Raw genomic sequence first — 17,373 nt, 5'->3', positions numbered from 1 at the left:
CAACTAAACTCCACCATATCTTCTATCTCTATGCTGATAGTCATATATGGCTTCATGTAAGTGTTCTTCCTTAAAATCAGGCCAGCATACATTAGAATACCAGAATTCTGAATATGCACATTGCCATAAAAGAAAATTACTTATCCTTTGTTCTCCAGAAGGTCTTATAATTAAATCTGGATCTGGTGTCCCATTAGTATATAAGTATTTTTCTAAAGCTTTTTCATCAATATCTTCAATATTTAGCTTTCCACTTTTCACATCATTTGATACAAGCTTTACTGCTCTAATTATTTCATCTCTACCACCATAATTAAAAGCAATATTTAAGACAACTCCAGTATTGTTTTTAGTTAATTCTATAGCCTCTTTAACTTCATTTTGTGCATCTTTAGGTAACATATTAATATCACCTAAGATTTTAATAACTACACCATTTTTATTTAATTCTTGAAGCTCACTTCTTAAATATTCTACTAATAATCTCATTAAAGCTGACACTTCATCTTTAGGTCTTTTCCAATTTTCAGTTGAAAAAGCATAAAGAGTTAAATACTTTATACCTAAAATATGAGTTTCCTTAATTACTCTTCTAATAGTTTCAACTCCAGCCTTATGCCCCATAGTTCTGGGTAATTTTCTTTGCTTAGCCCATCTTCCATTACCATCCATAATAATAGCTATGTGTCTTGGCATATTATCTTTATCTAAAACTAATTCTTCTCTTTTCTTTTTATCTTTGTTAGTTTTAAAAATATCTAACATATTCTATGTTCCCTCCACAATTTTGTATGGAAAAAACCTGCATATTGCAGGTTTTAAATTGACATAATCTCTTTTTCTTTTGCCGCAACTATAGTATCAACTTCCTTAGAAGCACTATCTATTATTTTTTGAACTTTGTCCTCAGCATTTTTTTGTTCGTCTTCAGTTATTTCTCCATCTTTCTTTAGAGCCTTAACCTTATCATTTGCGTCTCTTCTAATAGATCTTAATGCAACTTTAGCTTCTTCTCCAGTTTTCTTAACTACCTTAACTAAGTTCTTTCTAGTTTCTTCAGTTAATTCTGGAACTACTAATCTAATTACACTTCCATCATTTGAAGGGTTAATTCCTAAATCTGAAGTTAAAATAGCCTTTTCTATTTCTTTCATTAAGCTCTTTTCCCAAGGAGCTATAACTAATACTCTTGGTTCTGGAGCTGAAATATTAGCTACTTGACTTAATGGACATGGACTTCCATAGTAGTCTACTTTAATTCTATCAAGCATAGTAGGGTTAGCTCTACCTGCTCTTAATGTAGATAAATCTGATTTTAATACAGAAATAGTTTTGTTCATTTTTTCGTCAGCTTTTTGAATAATATCCTTTATCATAATAACCTCCTATTTTTTTGAAGTAACTAATGTACCAATTTTTTCACCAGAAATAGCTCTTTTGATATTTCCTTCTTCTTCTAAACCAAATACTAAGATTGGAATATTATTATCCATACATAAAGATGTTGCAGTAGAATCCATTACTTGTAATCCTTGCTCTAATACTTGTATATAAGTAAGTATATCATATTTCTTTGCATCATCATACTTATGAGGATCTTTATCATAAACACCATCTACTTTTTTAGCTAGTAAAATTACGTCTGCTTCTATTTCGGCAGCTCTTAAAGCAGCAGTTGTATCAGTTGAGAAGTATGGGTTTCCTGTTCCAGCAGCAAATATTACTACTCTTCCTTTTTCAAGATGTCTAACAGCTCTTCTTCTAATAAATGGTTCTGCTATTTCTTTCATTTCAATAGCAGTTTGAACTCTTGTCATTACTCCATTTTGTTCAAGAGAATCTTGAAGTGCTAAAGCGTTAATACATGTTGCAAGCATTCCCATATGGTCAGCTTGAGATCTATCCATACCTTCTCCGCTTCTACCTCTCCAAATATTTCCTCCACCAACTACTAGGCCAACTTCTATTCCCATATTCACTAAATCTTTAACTTCAAGTGTAATTCTTTTTATAAAATCAAAATCAAAACCAATACCTTTTTCCCCTGCTAAAGCTTCTCCTGAAACTTTAAGAATAACTCTTTTATATTTACTATTTTCCATTCTTAGTACCTCCATACTTTTATAAAGTAGATTTCTAAAAAAAGAGAACACAGTTGTGTTCTCCTTTGTATTACTTACTCATCTTAGCTACTTCTTCAGCGAAGTTATCTTCAGCCTTTTCGATACCTTCTCCTCTTTCGAATCTTACATACTTATTAACAGTTATTGGAGAACCAACTTCCTTTGATTTTTCTTGAAGGTATTTGCTTATGCTCTTATCTCCATCTTTAACCCAAGCTTGATCTAAAAGACATACTTCTTTGTAGTACTTTTGAATTCTTCCCATTACCATTTTTTCAACTATGTTTTCTGGTTTTCCTTCATTTAAAGCTTGAACTCTATAGATTTCTTTTTCTTTTTCTAATGATTCTTGATCAACAAAATCTCTGCTTAAGAAGCTTGGATTTGCAGCAGCAACTTGCATACATACATCCTTAGCAACAGCCTTTAAAACTTCTTTGTTGTCTGAAGCACATCCTAGTTCTACAACAACACCTATTCTTCCGCCACCGTGGATATAGCTTTCTACTACACCTTCAGCAACATTGAATTTTTCAAATCTTCTTACTGTCATGTTTTCTCCAAGCTTAGCTATTAAAGCTGTTAAAGCTTCTTGAACAGTGCTTTCAGCATCAAATTTTTCAGCTACGAATTCTTCAACAGTAGTTGAAGTTGTAGTTGAAGCCATTTCTGCTAATCTTGTAGCAAAGCTTACGAACTCTTCATTAGCAGCAACGAAGTCAGTTTCACAGTTTAATTCAACTATTCCAGCTGATTTGCAATCTTCAGATATGTAAGTTTTTACGATACCTTCAGCAGCAATTCTTCCAGCTTTTTTAGCCGCAGCAGCTAATCCCTTTTCTCTTAATATTTCAATAGCCTTTTCCATATCTCCTTGAGCTTCTGTTAAGGCCTTCTTGCAGTCCATCATACCTGCGCCAGTTTTTTCTCTTAATTCTTTAACTGATTGAGCAGTAATCATTCTATTATTCCTCCTAACTTAATGTAAACCTTATTATTTAGGTCAAAAGGTAAATGAGATTCCTCACCTACCTTTACTTATTTTATTATTCAGCTAATTGTTCGCCTTGTCTTCCTTCAATGATACCATCAGCCATCTTAGCTGTTATTAATTTAACCGCTCTTATAGCATCATCATTTCCTGGAATTACATAATCTAATTCTTCCGGATCACAGTTAGTATCTACTATACCTACAACTGGTATTCCTAAGATTTTAGCTTCTGCAATTGCATTTCTTTCTTTTCTTGGGTCAACTACGAACATTGCTCCAATATTTTCAGCATCTAAGTTCTTGATTCCGCCTAAGTTCTTTTCTAGCTTTTCCATTTCGCCTTTTAACTTAGTAACTTCTTTCTTAGGTAAAACATCGAAAGTTCCGTCTTCTTCCATAGCTTTTATAGCATCTAATCTTGCAATTCTAGTTTTAATAGTATTGAAGTTAGTTAACATTCCACCTAACCATCTATTATTAACGAAGTGCATGTTTGATCTTATAGCTTCTTCTTGGATAGCTTCTTGAGCTTGCTTTTTAGTTCCAACAAATAATATGTCTTTTCCTTCTAAAGCAACTGATTTGATGAAGTCATAAGCTTCGTCTACTTTCTTAACTGTTTTTTGAAGATCGATTATATATATTCCATTTCTTTCTGTGAATATATAAGGAGCCATCTTAGGGTTCCATCTTCTAGTTTGATGTCCGAAATGAACACCTGCTTCTAATAATTGTTTCATTGATATAACTGCCATTTTCTTACCTCCTGGTTATTTCCTCCACTATCTTCTTATAAAGTACCTCTATTAAAGGTCACCATCTTTACAAATCTAATAGTGTGTGTATTTTCTTACCTAGGTTAGTATAACATAAGCTTATTATAGTGGCAACATTTTTTTCTTTTAAATAAGCAATAATTATTTTATCTATATAAAAAGACATCAAAGCTTTTAAACCCTGATGTCTCTTTATTATGTTAATTTATTTTTTTTAATTCATCTAATAACTTTTCGTTTAAGATTTTAATATGTGTTCCCTTCATTCCAAGTGATCTTGATTCAATTACTCCTGCACTTTCGAATTTTCTTAGGGCATTTACTATTACACTTCTAGTAATTCCTACTTTATCTGCAATCTTAGATGCTACTAATAAACCTTCATTACCATCTAACTCTCCAAAGATGTGCTCTACTGCTTCTAATTCAGAATAAGATAGAGTACCAATAGCTAGTTGTACTACTGCTTTCTTTCTAGCCTCTTCTTCTATTTCTACTTGTTTAGATCTTAATATTTCAAGTCCAACTATAGTTGCACTATATTCAGCAAGAACTAAATCCTCATCTGTGAAATCTTCTCTAAATCTTGCAAGTATTAAAGTTCCTAATCTTTCTCTATTACCTATTATAGGTACTATAGTTGTTATCTTGTCTTCCATTATGCATTTTTCTTCTCCTTCAAAAACACATAAGCCTTCATTAGAAAGGTTAGCCATACTTTCATGAATCTTTAATAATCTTTCATTATAATCCTTTGGAAATCTCTTTTCATCAGCCACTTGTTTCTTCATTATATCACATTCAAAATTTTTAGAAAATGCATAACCAAGTACTTTTCCTTTTCTGCTTGTTACATATACATTACAAGCTAAAACATCACTTAATAGTAAACATATATCTTCAAAGGCTACTGGATCAGTACCTGATTTCTGCAATATTTTGTTTAGCATTCTAGTTTTATTTAATAATGATGACATTAATCTTCCTCCTATAAAATAAGCCGTTGAATTTTTTGAAAATTTAAAATTATATAAATTTTCCAAAAACATTCTTATTACTAATCTATACTATCATAGGACCTTTTTATTTTCAACAAATTTCTTAGTATTTTCGACATTACCTTAGAAAAAATCTATATTTTATCATATTATTAAACTGTAATGCTTTTCTTTAACTTATTCTTCACTTTTTTCATTTTTAATATTAACAATTTTATTACATTCCGCATTTGAACATTGTGCATAAGACCCTTTAGTTTTGCTGTATTTTAAAACCATATAAGAATTACAATCTGGACATTTATCTTTTAGAGGTTCATTCCAACTTACAAAGTCACAGTTTGGATAGCTACTACATCCAAAGAATTTCTTTCCTTTTTTGCTCTTCTTAGCTAAAAGCTTGCTTCCGCATTTTGGACATGGTGCTTCTATTTCCTCCACTATAGGCTTAGCATTTTTACACTCTGGATATCCTGGACAAGCAAGGAACTTGCCATATCTTCCTCTTTTTATAACCATCATCTTCCCACACTTGTCACAAGGCACATCACTAACTTCATCTTCAATTACTACTTTAGATATTTCTTTTTCTGCTTTCTCTATTGCCACCTTTAATGGTTCAAAAAATTCTCCTACAACTTTTTTCCACTCTTCTTGACCTTCTTCTACATGGTCTAGGTTCTTTTCCATTTCAGCTGTAAAATCTACATCTACTATTTGCTTAAAATATTCACTAACTATATTATTTACTATAAAACCCAATTCTGTAGGAACTAAGTTTTTCTTTTCTCTTCTTATATAATCTCTACTTAATATAGTACTTATTGTAGGAACATAGGTACTTGGTCTACCTATACCCTTCTCTTCTAGTAACTTTACAAAAGATGCTTCAGTATATCTAGCCGGAGGTTGGGTAAAATGTTGGTTTCCTTGTATCGAAACATTTTCTAATATTTCATCTTCTTTAAGCTTTGGTAAAGTAACATCTTGACTATCTTCTTCTGTTGCATAATCATAAAGCTTCATAAATCCATCAAACTTCATATTAGATCCACTTGCTTTTAATTTATAATCACCATTCTTAACTTCAACACTTATTGTATTTAATTCGCAAGAAGCCATTTGACTTGCCATAAACCTATTCCAAATTAATGAATATAACTTAAATTGTTCTGGAGTTAAATTTTTCTTTGCAATTTCTGGAGTTATTTCAATTATTGAAGGTCTTATAGCTTCATGGGCATCTTGAATATTTTTCTTTCCTTTATATACCCTTGGCTTTTCCGGTGCGTATTCTTTTCCGAAAGTTTCATTTATAAATTCCAAAGCTTTATTTTGTGCTTCACTTGATATTCTAACAGAGTCTGTTCTCATATAAGTAATAAGACCTACTGTTCCATATCCTTTTACTTCTACACCTTCATATAAAACTTGTGCTATTGACATAGTTCTTTTAGTCATAAAGTTTAATTTTTTTGAAGCTTCTTGTTGCAAAGTACTAGTTGTAAAAGGTGGTAGTGGGTTCTTTACCCTACTTCCATTTTTAACTTTACTTACAACAAATTTATTTTCCTCTAGCTCTTTTATAATTTTTTCACTTTCATTTTCAGTATTAATTTCAATTTTCTTACCTTTATATTGTGTTAATTTAATAGGAAACTTTTTTCTTTCCTTAGTTGCAATACAATCTACGGACCAGTATTCCTTTGGAATAAAGCTCTTTATTTCCTCTTCCTTATCACAAATTAATTTAAGTGCAGCAGATTGAACTCTTCCAGCACTTAATCCCCATTTTACATTCTTCCATAAAATAGGACTTATTTCATATCCAACTAATCTATCTAATATTCTTCTTGCTTGCTGAGCATCTACTAAATTGTTATTTATCTCCCTAGCTTCTTTAATAGCACCTTTAACAGCATTTTTTGTTATTTCATTAAATACTATTCTACATTTTTTATCCTCAGGAATATTTAAAATTTTAGCTAAATGCCAAGAGATAGCCTCTCCTTCACGGTCGGGGTCAGTTGCAAGATAAACCTTATCAGATTTTTTAGCAGCTTTTTTTAATTTAGCTAAAAGTTCTCCCTTTCCTCTAATAGTTATATATTTAGGATCGAAATTCCCCTCAATATCAACACCCAATTTACTTTTTGGCAAATCTCTAACATGACCCATAGAAGCCTCTACTGTATAATTTTTACCAAGATACTTTCCGATAGTCTTAGCCTTTGCAGGTGATTCTACAATTACAAGATTTTGTCCCATATGTCAAACTCCATTCATTTTTTTGGAGTTTACACCCCCTTTAATTTTTATATTGATTTAGCATAATAATTGCCCGGCAGGCAAATAATCTCATTTCTATTTTGCATTTCAAATAATAACTCAAATAGTACCCTTCTGTCAACATTTACAGATTTTATAATATCATCTAAATGCTTTGGTTCACTATTTATTTCCCTTATTAAGAGCTCTTTGTAACTATTTTTTGCTAATTTTTCTTTTATTTTTATATCTATATTTAAGAAGTCGTATAAATCCTCTATTTCTGTAAAAGGTTTTGCACCATCTCTTATTAATTTATTACACCCAGAGCTATTACCATTAATAACAGGCCCAGGTATGGCCATTATATCTTTACCAGATTCAAGAGCAAAGCCTACAGTAATAAGACTCCCACTTTTATCACTAGCTTCTACTACTATTAATTTTTCACTAACTCCACTTATAATTCTATTTCTCCTTGGGAAATTAAAAGCCAAAGGTGGTGTCTTAGGTAAATACTCCGAAATTATTAATCCACCCTTATTTATTATCTCTAAATATAAATTTTTATTAGATTTAGGATAAATAACATCTATACCACAGCCTAAAACCCCTATAGTCTTCCCTTTATAATCTATTGCATTCTTCTGGGCAATTGAATCAATTCCAGCTGCTAAGCCGCTTACTACTGTTATATTATTTCTGCTTATTTCTTTTGATATTCTTTTAGCTACTTCAGCGCCATAACTACTACATTTTCTAGCTCCTATTACAGCAACTAAATTTTCCTTTAATAATTTTATATTTCCTTTATAAAATAGACAATAAGGAGGATCGTTTATATCCAATAAATTTTTAGGATAATCCTTATGATTTATAGTAATATAACCTATTCCATTATTAATTAAGTAACAGCCTAACTTCTCTATAATAACTTCAGTGACTTCATCGTTTTTGCCAATTAAGTCCTTTATATTATTTTTATTTAATCTTATGTTCTTTTCATTTTTATAATATTCAAGAAGTTTTATTTTTTTATCATTAGAAATCTTTAATAGTATAAACCATAACACATCTTTATTACTCATATTATTTCTCCTTCAATATTCTTTCTATAACCTAAAGCCTCAAATATATGATGATCCTTTATTTCTATAGAATTATCTAAATCAGCAATAGTTCTAGATACTTTTAGTATCTTATCGTATCCTCTTTTAGTTAAATCATATCTTACATAAAACATACCAAGTATATCTTTAGCCGAAGAAGAAACTTTAAAAAGTTTATCTATATCTTTTCCCTTTACTTCAGAATTATAATTATATACTGTATCTTTATATCTATTGATTTGAGTTTCTCTAGCTCTTAAAACATTTTCTTTAATTATCTTTGAGCTTAAACTATCTTTTTTCTTATTTATATCTTCATAGCTTAGTTTTGGAACATAATTTAATAAATCTATTCTATCTAAAAAAGCTCTAGATAATCTATTAATATACTTCTTTCTTTCATATTCACTACAGCTACATTTATTTTCATATCCGCCATCTAAATAGTTACCACAAGGACAAGGATTACAAGCTGCTATAAGTAAAAACCTTGAAGGAAGTGTGTAACTTCCACTTAATCTATTTATATTTATTACTTTTTCTTCAAGAGGTTCTCTTAACACCTCTATTACTTCTCTTTTAAACTCTAGTATTTCATCTAAAAAAAGCACCCCATTATGAGCTAAAGTAATTTCTCCTGCTTTAACTTCTCGCCCTCCACCTAGCAAGGCCGTTCTAGTTATAGTATGGTGAGGGCTCCTAAAGGGTCTTATTATTCTTTCTTCACCTTTAAATAATCCAGAAGCACTATAAATTTTAGCTATTTCTATTTCTTCATTATAATTAAGGGGTGGCATAATGGAAGGCATGGCCTTTGCTAGCATAGTTTTGCCTGCCCCTGGCGAACCAAACAACAATACGTTATGATTTCCTGCAGCTGATATTTCCATGGCTCTTTTTGCAGTTTTTTGCCCAATTATATCTCCATAATCTAAATAAAAGTCAATGTTTTTACTTTCCTCTTCATTAAAATCATATGGTAATAAGTCTTCATTGTTAATAAAAGAAATTACTTCTACTAGGTTCCTAAAAGGATAAAAGTTACCTATATTAAAAGCTCTAATTTCTTTTAGATTATTTACAGGAAAAATAAAATTATTTTTCTCATTGTCTTTTCCTTCAAATATAATAGGTAATATACCCTTTATTTCTTTTAAGTCTCCAGCTAGGGATAATTCTCCAAAAATTATAAAGTCTTTTAAATCCTTATTTGATATTTGATTTGATTTCATTAGTATCCCAATTGCAATGGGCAAATCTAGTAATGAACCTATTTTTCTTATATCAGCCGGAGCTAAATTAATGGTTATTCTACCTAAAGGAAATTCAAATCCACTATTTACTATAGCCGATCTTACTCTTTCCTTAGATTCTTTTACTGATGCATCTGGTAATCCAACTATACTAAAGCTAGGCATTCCTTTGTTAATATCCACCTCTACATTTACAAGCATTCCATCTAGCCCATTATGAGTAGCGCTTATTATCTCTATTGACATATTCATCACCTCTATATGGATTATTGCCAACAAATTTTAATAATTAACCATAAATTTGATTTTTTATATTATCTTTAGTCAATATTATAAATAAACTTAAATTTAGGGTGATAAAATGAATAGTTTTAATAAAGATATTGGAAATTACGGTGAAGAATTAGCATTAACCTACTTAGAAGATAAGGGATATAAGATTATCTCTAGAAATTTTAGAAATAAATATGGGGAAATTGATTTAATATGCAAATTCAAAGATTTATTGATTTTTATAGAAGTAAAAAGTAGGTTCAGCTCTCTATATGGAAGTCCACAAGAAGCTGTAACCTACTTTAAACAAAAACAAATATTAAAATTATGTAAGTTATATATTATGAAAAATAAATTATATAATTTAAATTGTAGATTTGATGTTATAGAAATTTATTTTAATATAAATCATGACTTATATTCAATAAATCATATTATAGATGCCTTTAGAGGTTATTAAAAATATCTACAAAATATTTTTTAAAAATGACATTCTATGTATATTAGAAGGTCCGTATTCTTTTAATCCTTCAATATGTTTTGAAGTTCCGTAGCCAGCATTTTCTTCAAAATAGTAGTAAGGATATTCCTTTGAATATTCCTTCATTAAATTATCTCTATAAACTTTAGCTAATATAGAAGCTGCAGCTATTGAAGCAGATTTTGAATCACCTTTAATAACTGATTTATTTTCTATATTTATACCTTTTACTAAATACCCATCTGATAATACTAAGTCAGGCTTAATTTTCATAGAAGTACATGCTTCTAAAAATATACTATTATTACAGTAAGCAATACCTTCATTATCTATTTCCTTATTAGATTTTTCTGATATATAATAAGCTAATGCCTTTTCTTTAATTTCTTTAGCTAATTCTTCTCTTTTCTTTTCTGAAAGCTTTTTTGAATCATTTAACCAAAGAATTAATTCGTCATCTATTACATTTAAATCTAAAATTACAGCACAAGCTACAATAGGGCCGGCAAGAGGGCCTCTCCCTACTTCATCAACACCTGCTACATATTTATAATCTCCAAAGCCCTTATCAAAACTATACATATTCCTAACTCTATTATATTCTTTTTTTATTTTTTCTTTTTCCTTATTAAGTCTTACACTTAAAGCTTTAACATTTTTTCTTGTATCTAAGGCTAATTTATCAATTAAATAAACTAGCTCAGCATTATTTCTTTCTTCATTAATGTTTATTGAATCAACAAAAGCTTTAATATCTTTATAGCTTAATTCTTCAATATTCATATTTAATAGTTCCATACTAACCCTCAACTTCTTCATTTGAAATATCTTCATTTGGATATTCTAATGAAATATTACCCATCTTACCGCCTCTAAATTCATCTAATAGTATTACTGCTATTCGATTATAATCTATTTCTCCACCCTTAACTAAGCATCCTCTTTTTCTAGCAATGCTATTTAATGTTTCAAGTGGATCTTCATTAACTTCTTGAATTTTATATCTTTCAATAAGATTATCTTTATAACGAGTTTGTAGTCTTTTTACTAAGTTAAATGAAAGCTCTTCTATATCCATTATTTCATCTTTAATAGCTCCAGTAAATGCTAGGTTAAGAGCTGTTGTATCATCTTCAAACTTTGGCCATAATACTCCAGGTGTATCTAGCATTTCTATATCCATTTTAGTTTTAATCCATTGTTTACTCTTGGTAACTCCTGGTCTATCCCCTGTTTTAGCTATATTATTTTTAGCCATCTTATTTATAAATGTAGATTTACCTACATTAGGGATTCCTACTACCATAACTCTCATTTGTATTTTAACTAAACCTTTAGCTTTTAATCTATCATGTTTTTCTTTTAATAGTAATTCTAAAGTAGGCTTAATTTGATTTAATCCTTTTCCAGTTAAACAGTTAACCTCTAATACTTTAACATTTTCTGAAGATAAATGATTCATCCACATTTTTGTAACTTTATTTTCAGATAAATCACTTTTATTTAAAAGTATTATTCTAGGTTTTCCCTCACAAAGCTTATCTATATCTGGATTTGCTGAGCTTCTTGCTATTCTTGCATCTCTTATTTCAATAACAGCATCAACAAGTTTTAAGTTTTCCTTTATTTCTCTTTGAGTTTTTTTCATATGACCAGGAAACCAATTTATTTTACCCATTTTCTATTTCCTCCTTTAAGTCTTTTATTATTATTATATCAAAATTAATATATATAAATCTTTTTTATTTTAAACAAAGAAAAAGGGACTTATAAAAGTCCCTTACTTAATCATTAGAATTATCTAACGTTTAATTCTTTAACTTTAGCAGCCTTACCTACTCTATCTCTTAAGTAGAATAATTTAGCTCTTCTAACTTTACCTTTTCTAGTAACTTCCATCTTATCGATAATTGGGGAGTTAATTGGGAAAGTTCTTTCTACTCCAGTTCCGTAAGCAACTCTTCTTACAGTGAAAGTTTCTCTTAATCCACCGTTTTGCTTCTTAATAACTGTTCCTTCGAACATTTGAACTCTTTCTCTAGTTCCTTCTTTGATCTTAACATATACTTTAACAGTGTCTCCAACGTTAAATTTAGGTAGATCATTTCTTAATTGTTCAGCTTCAATAGCTTTTATTAATTCGTTCATTGTGTAAGTCCCTCCTTGATTATTTATTAGACGTTCATAACAAAACCTTGACAGAGGACCGCCCGTACTAACACAAAGGTTATTTTAACATAATTATTTTTATTGTTCAAGATTTATTTGTATTTTTCTAATATTTTTTTATCTTCTTTACTTAATGTAATTTTACTATATAAATCTGGCCTTTTTTCTTTAGTAATATTTAGAGATTTAAACCTTCTCCACTTTCTTATATTTTCATGATGTCCTGAAAGTAGTATTTCTGGAACCTTATCACCTTCAAACTCCTCAGGTCTTGTATATTGGGGATATTCAAGAAGCCCCTCTGAAAAAGATTCATCTTCAAAACTTTCATCTTTTCCTAAAACTCCACTTTTAAGTCTTAGTATAGAATCTATAACTGGTATTGCTGCCATCTCTCCTCCAGTTAATATAAAATCACCTAAGGATACCTCTTCATCTATGTACTTATAAACTCTTTCATCTATTCCTTCATAGTGACCACATACAAATATAAGCTCCTCTTCTTTAGAAAGTTTAAAAGCTAAATCTTGATTAAAAGTTTTACCTCTTGGTCCTAAAAATATTACTTTCCCCTTATTTTCTTCTTTAACACTTCTTATAGCATCTACTAAAGGCTGTGGTGCCATAACCATTCCAGCACCACCACCATAAGGATAATCATCTACTTTTTTATGTTTATTTTTAGTAAAATCTCTTATATTTATAGCTTGTATTTTTACTAAATCTTTTTCCTGAGCTTTACCTATAATACTATGATTAAATATATCAAACATTTCTGGGAATAAAGTAAGAATATTAATCTTCATCTTGCCATTCTCCCACAGGCTTAATTGTAATTTTTTTATTTTCTACATCGATATCTGTAACTATTTCTAATAGTACAGGTATTAAAAGCTCCTTAGGTTTTTTAATCCAATATACATCATTATTTTTAGTTTGTATAACATCAAAAATCTTTCCTAAATCTTTTCCATTTGTATCATAAACAGTACATCCTATTATATCAGCAATATAATAACTATCTTCTTCTAAAGGAACTGCATATTCTCTTGGAATTTCCATATACTTATTTTTATATTTTTCAGCTTCCTCAATAGAATTAATTCCTTCAACCTTAACTATAACTCTATCTTTTTGATATTTAACGCCTTGTATTTTTCTTTCTACTCCATCTATAAGAACGAATTCTAAATCGTTATATCTTTTTGGATCATCTGTTAGAGGAATTACCTTAACTTCTCCCTTTAATCCATGAGTATTAACTATTTTACCAACTCTTAGTATATCCTTCATTTTGCACCTCATAAAATTTTAAGTTTCTTAATTTTTATAATTTGTTTCCTATAATAATATTTCTAATATTTCCATAAATCTATGTTTCAATATATAATTTTCAACTTATATATTATATAGATATATTAGAAGTATTACAATTTTTTATTAAATTATGTTTAAAAAGAGTTAGGAATATCCTAACTCTTTTTATCAATAATTTCAACTACTACTTTTTTATCTTCTTTAATTGCTGCTGCTTTAACAACGGTTCTAATAGCTTTCGCTATTCTACCTTGTTTACCAATTACTTTTCCCATATCTGCAGGAGCAACCTTTAGTTCCAGAATAATTGATTGCTCTCCATGTATTTCAGTTACACAAACTTCATTTGGATTATCCACTAAGGATTTAGCTATGTTTTCAATTAATTCCTTCATAAACACCTGTAATTATATAATAATTACAGAGTTCACCTCCTAAAAATTACTTATTTAATCCTGCTTGAGTAAATAGTCTCTTAACTACATCTGTAGGTTTAGCTCCATTTTGAACCCATTTAGTAGCTTTTTCTTCGTTGATTTTGATTTCAGCTGGTTCAGTTAAAGGATTGTAGTATCCAATTTCTTCGATGAATCTTCCATCTCTTGGTGCTCTTGAATCAGCAACAACTATTCTATAGAAAGGAGCTTTCTTAGCACCCATTCTTCTTAATCTGATTTTTACTGCCATGTCTTTTTCACCTCCTTTAAAAAATAATAATATATTAACTCATAAATGGCATTTTACCAAAGAATCCTTTTTTAGATTTCTTTTGTAGAGATTTCATTTGTTTCATTTGTTTTCTCATTACATCAAATCCCTTAATGAGTTTATTAACTTCTTGTAGTGATGTTCCTGAGCCTTTTGCTATTCTCTTTTTTCTTGAAGAAGAACCTGCAATAAGCTTTGGATTTCTTCTTTCTTTAGGTGTCATTGAAAAGATTATTGACTTAACTCTTGATAACTGTTTTTCACCAGCATCAAAATCGAAATCCTTCATTTCCTTTGGAATTCCAGGTATCATCTCCATAATCTTACTTAATGATCCTAATTTTTTCATTTGTTCCATCGCTGTCAAATAATCTTCATAAGTAAAATCATTTTCTAGCATTTTTGCACTTAATTCTTGAGCTTCTTTATCATCAAAGGCTTGCTGAGCTTTTTCTATTAAAGATAGAACATCTCCCATCCCTAATATTCTTGAAGCCATTCTATCAGGATAGAATACTTCAAAATCACTCATTTTTTCACCTACACCAATATATTTAATAGGTTTTTCAGTAATATGTCTAATTGATAAAGCAGCTCCACCCCTAGTGTCTCCATCTAGCTTAGTTAATATCACACCAGATACATCTAATGTGCTATTAAAGCTTTCAGCTACATTTACTGCATCTTGACCTGTCATAGAGTCTACAACAAGTAAGATTTCTTGAGGTTTTACTTCAGCTTTTATGGATTTTAATTCATCCATAAGACTTTCATCAATATGAAGTCTACCAGCTGTATCTATAATTATTACATTATTTCCATTTTCTCTTGCGTGAGCTATCCCAGCTTTTGCTATATCAACTGGATTAACTTTATCACCCATTTGGAAAACTGGAATATCAATTTGCTTTCCAACTACCTCTAATTGCTTTATAGCTGCTGGTCTATATATATCGCAGGCTACAAGTAAAGGCTTTTTATTTTGCTTTCTAAGCTGTAGTGCAAGCTTTCCACTCATGGTAGTTTTACCAGCCCCTTGCAGACCAACCATCATTATAACTGTTGGACCTACAGAGTTAAAGTTTAATTTACTTTCACTACCACCCATAAGTTCAGTAAGTTCATCGTTAACTATTTTAATAACTTGTTGCGCTGGAGTTAGACTTTCTAACACATCATTTCCAACACATTTTTCGCTTACTTTTGAAATAAACTGTTTAACAACTTTAAAGTTAACATCTGCTTCTAATAAAGCTAACTTTACTTCCCTCATAGCTTCTTTAATATCTTTTTCAGTAAGCTTTCCTTTACCTCTAAGTTTTTTAAAAGCTTCCTGCAATTTGTCGGATAAACCTTCAAAAGCCATATTAAACCCTCCTATGATTCTATAACTCTTCCAATATATTTTTGTATCTATTATAATCTTCTTTAGTTATTGAATATTTTTCTTCAAATTCTTTTAGAAGATTATTTATTGTTTTTTCTTGCTCAAAACTTTTCTTAAGCAAGCTAAGCTTCTCTTCATAGGATAGAAATTGTTTATAACATCTCTTAATTAAATCATGGATAGCTTGACGACTTGTGTTATTCAATTCAGCAATTTCAGCTAAGGATAAATCCTCATTATAATAAAGCTCCATAATTCTATACTGTTTTTCCGTTAATAATGGCCCGTATAAATCCATTAATAATGAAATCTCAACCCTATCTTCCATTTCATCACCTTACCCACAAAAGAGATTTTAACAAAACAAATTCTTGCTGTCAAGTACTTTTACTTAACACCCTATAAAAAATTTAAAATGAAGAATTAAGAATGAAGAATTGATGAAATAAATAAGCTAAAGCTTATTTAAAAAACTTTACTTTTATTCAGAAATTTAGCTAATGGCTAAATTTCATCATTAATTTTTCATTTTTCATTTTCCATTCTTAATTTCTTATTTTTTCATTTCTTCATTCTTTCATTTTTTCATCCTAGAATAGTGCTTCTGCAAAGCTTTCTGCATCAAATTCCTGAAGGTCTTCTATCCCTTCCCCTACTCCTATGTATCTTACAGGAATATTTAAAGAATTCTTTATAGATATAACTACTCCACCTTTAGCTGTACCATCTAGCTTAGTTAATATAATTCCATCTATAGGACATGCCTCCATAAATTGCTTTGCTTGAATTACAGCATTTTGGCCTGTAGTTGCATCTAAAACTAATAATGTTTCCTTTGCTACTCCATTAAATTCTCTATCTATTATTCTTCCAATCTTAGATAATTCATCCATAAGATTTTTCTTATTATGAAGTCTTCCTGCAGTATCACAAATTAATAAATCTGTATTTCTTGATTTAGCAGCATTTACAGCATCAAAAACTACTGCAGCAGGATCTGACCCTTCACTATGCTTAATTAAATCCACACCAGCTCTTTGACTCCATACTTCAAGCTGATCTATTGCAGCTGCCCTAAATGTATCTGCTGCTGCTAGTAAAACTCTCTTTCCTTCTGCTTTATTTTTAGCAGCAAGCTTTCCTATTGAAGTAGTTTTACCAACACCATTTACACCTATAACTAATAATACTTTTTTGCCATTCTCTTCTTCTACTACTTCTTCAGCCCCTTCAAGTAACATATCTCTTATTACTTCTTTTAAAGCAGGATATACTAGACTTGGATCATTAATTTTTTCTTTTCTAATTTTAGCCTTTAGTCTATCTATTATTTCTAAAGTAGTATCCATACCTATATCAGACATAACTAATATTTCTTCAAGTTCTTCATATAGATCTTCATCTATAGTTATTGCAAGCTTTAAAGTTTCATTTATTTTATCTGTTAATGCATCCTTTGTCTTTGATAAACCAGATTTTAAATTATCAAATATTTTCCCAAATATAGCCATAATAAGC

At 29.8% G+C, this 17,373-nt stretch carries 20 protein-coding genes; 1 reads left to right on the top strand and 19 read right to left on the bottom strand.

What is annotated here, in order from left to right:
- Positions 1-3 precede the first annotated feature (3 nt).
- The 9 genes from E5347_RS03910 to E5347_RS03870 form a co-directional block, all read right to left on the bottom strand.
- Entirely contained in the window at positions 4-765 is a 762-nt protein-coding gene (locus E5347_RS03910) for an isoprenyl transferase (protein WP_136004871.1), read from the bottom strand.
- 53 nt (positions 766-818) lie between these two features.
- A complete protein-coding gene (gene frr, locus E5347_RS03905; protein ID WP_136004869.1) occupies positions 819-1,376 on the bottom strand; it encodes a ribosome recycling factor in 558 nt (185 codons plus the stop codon).
- A gap of 9 nt (positions 1,377-1,385) precedes the next feature.
- Positions 1,386-2,102 carry a UMP kinase gene (gene pyrH / locus E5347_RS03900; RefSeq protein ID WP_136004867.1) on the bottom strand — a complete coding sequence of 239 codons (717 nt, stop codon included), beginning with the start codon at positions 2,100-2,102 and terminating at the stop codon, positions 1,386-1,388.
- Positions 2,103-2,172: 70 nt separating this feature from the next.
- The gene (gene tsf, locus E5347_RS03895; RefSeq protein ID WP_136004865.1) at positions 2,173-3,084 is read right to left on the bottom strand and encodes a translation elongation factor Ts; all 912 of its coding nucleotides are present in this window, start codon (positions 3,082-3,084) and stop codon (positions 2,173-2,175) included.
- Between the two features lie 85 nt (positions 3,085-3,169).
- On the bottom strand, positions 3,170-3,871 hold the full coding sequence (gene rpsB / locus E5347_RS03890) for a 30S ribosomal protein S2 (protein ID WP_136004863.1): 702 nt from the start codon (positions 3,869-3,871) through the stop codon (positions 3,170-3,172).
- A gap of 221 nt (positions 3,872-4,092) precedes the next feature.
- Positions 4,093-4,869 carry a GTP-sensing pleiotropic transcriptional regulator CodY gene (codY, locus tag E5347_RS03885; protein ID WP_136004861.1) on the bottom strand — a complete coding sequence of 259 codons (777 nt, stop codon included), beginning with the start codon at positions 4,867-4,869 and terminating at the stop codon, positions 4,093-4,095.
- Positions 4,870-5,067: 198 nt separating this feature from the next.
- Positions 5,068-7,158, bottom strand: coding sequence for a type I DNA topoisomerase (gene topA, locus E5347_RS03880; protein WP_136004858.1), 2,091 nt, complete (start codon positions 7,156-7,158; stop codon positions 5,068-5,070).
- A 47-nt stretch (positions 7,159-7,205) separates the two neighbouring features.
- On the bottom strand, positions 7,206-8,246 hold the full coding sequence (dprA, locus tag E5347_RS03875; protein ID WP_136004856.1) for a DNA-processing protein DprA: 1,041 nt from the start codon (positions 8,244-8,246) through the stop codon (positions 7,206-7,208).
- The gene (locus E5347_RS03870) at positions 8,243-9,766 is read right to left on the bottom strand and encodes a YifB family Mg chelatase-like AAA ATPase (RefSeq protein WP_136004854.1); all 1,524 of its coding nucleotides are present in this window, start codon (positions 9,764-9,766) and stop codon (positions 8,243-8,245) included. The genes dprA and E5347_RS03870 overlap by 4 nt, the downstream gene beginning before the upstream one ends.
- A gap of 115 nt (positions 9,767-9,881) precedes the next feature.
- Between E5347_RS03870 and E5347_RS03865 the strand changes: the two genes are divergently transcribed.
- Positions 9,882-10,253 (top strand): YraN family protein, encoded by a 372-nt coding sequence (locus E5347_RS03865; RefSeq protein WP_136004852.1) that lies wholly within the window; start codon positions 9,882-9,884, stop codon positions 10,251-10,253.
- A gap of 6 nt (positions 10,254-10,259) precedes the next feature.
- Here the strand turns inward: E5347_RS03865 and E5347_RS03860 are convergent, their stop codons facing one another.
- The 10 genes from E5347_RS03860 to ftsY form a co-directional block, all read right to left on the bottom strand.
- Positions 10,260-11,072, bottom strand: a complete 813-nt coding sequence (locus E5347_RS03860; protein ID WP_136005847.1) for a ribonuclease HII — start codon at positions 11,070-11,072, stop codon at positions 10,260-10,262.
- Position 11,073: 1 nt separating this feature from the next.
- The gene (gene ylqF, locus E5347_RS03855; RefSeq protein WP_136004850.1) at positions 11,074-11,952 is read right to left on the bottom strand and encodes a ribosome biogenesis GTPase YlqF; all 879 of its coding nucleotides are present in this window, start codon (positions 11,950-11,952) and stop codon (positions 11,074-11,076) included.
- Positions 11,953-12,071: 119 nt separating this feature from the next.
- Entirely contained in the window at positions 12,072-12,422 is a 351-nt protein-coding gene (gene rplS, locus E5347_RS03850) for a 50S ribosomal protein L19 (protein WP_136004848.1), read from the bottom strand.
- 113 nt (positions 12,423-12,535) lie between these two features.
- Positions 12,536-13,249, bottom strand: a complete 714-nt coding sequence (gene trmD / locus E5347_RS03845; protein ID WP_136004846.1) for a tRNA (guanosine(37)-N1)-methyltransferase TrmD — start codon at positions 13,247-13,249, stop codon at positions 12,536-12,538.
- Positions 13,239-13,736, bottom strand: coding sequence for a ribosome maturation factor RimM (rimM, locus tag E5347_RS03840; RefSeq protein ID WP_136004844.1), 498 nt, complete (start codon positions 13,734-13,736; stop codon positions 13,239-13,241). The genes trmD and rimM overlap by 11 nt, the downstream gene beginning before the upstream one ends.
- 179 nt (positions 13,737-13,915) lie before the next feature.
- Positions 13,916-14,155 carry a KH domain-containing protein gene (locus E5347_RS03835; RefSeq protein WP_136004842.1) on the bottom strand — a complete coding sequence of 80 codons (240 nt, stop codon included), beginning with the start codon at positions 14,153-14,155 and terminating at the stop codon, positions 13,916-13,918.
- 46 nt (positions 14,156-14,201) lie between these two features.
- Complete coding sequence (gene rpsP, locus E5347_RS03830) at positions 14,202-14,447, bottom strand: 30S ribosomal protein S16 (RefSeq protein ID WP_136004839.1); 246 nt, start codon at positions 14,445-14,447, stop codon at positions 14,202-14,204.
- A 34-nt stretch (positions 14,448-14,481) separates the two neighbouring features.
- A complete protein-coding gene (ffh, locus tag E5347_RS03825) occupies positions 14,482-15,834 on the bottom strand; it encodes a signal recognition particle protein (RefSeq protein ID WP_136004836.1) in 1,353 nt (450 codons plus the stop codon).
- A gap of 19 nt (positions 15,835-15,853) precedes the next feature.
- The gene (locus tag E5347_RS03820; RefSeq protein WP_136004833.1) at positions 15,854-16,183 is read right to left on the bottom strand and encodes a putative DNA-binding protein; all 330 of its coding nucleotides are present in this window, start codon (positions 16,181-16,183) and stop codon (positions 15,854-15,856) included.
- A gap of 262 nt (positions 16,184-16,445) precedes the next feature.
- Positions 16,446-17,360 carry a signal recognition particle-docking protein FtsY gene (gene ftsY / locus E5347_RS03815; RefSeq protein WP_168354921.1) on the bottom strand — a complete coding sequence of 305 codons (915 nt, stop codon included), beginning with the start codon at positions 17,358-17,360 and terminating at the stop codon, positions 16,446-16,448.
- Positions 17,361-17,373 lie beyond the last annotated feature (13 nt).

It is taken from the genome of Clostridium sartagoforme, assembly GCF_004794105.1.
Lineage (GTDB): Bacteria > Bacillota > Clostridia > Clostridiales > Clostridiaceae > Clostridium > Clostridium sartagoforme_B.
The sequence above is the reverse complement of the archived record's forward strand: the minus strand, read 5'-3'. Positions and strand labels throughout refer to the sequence as shown.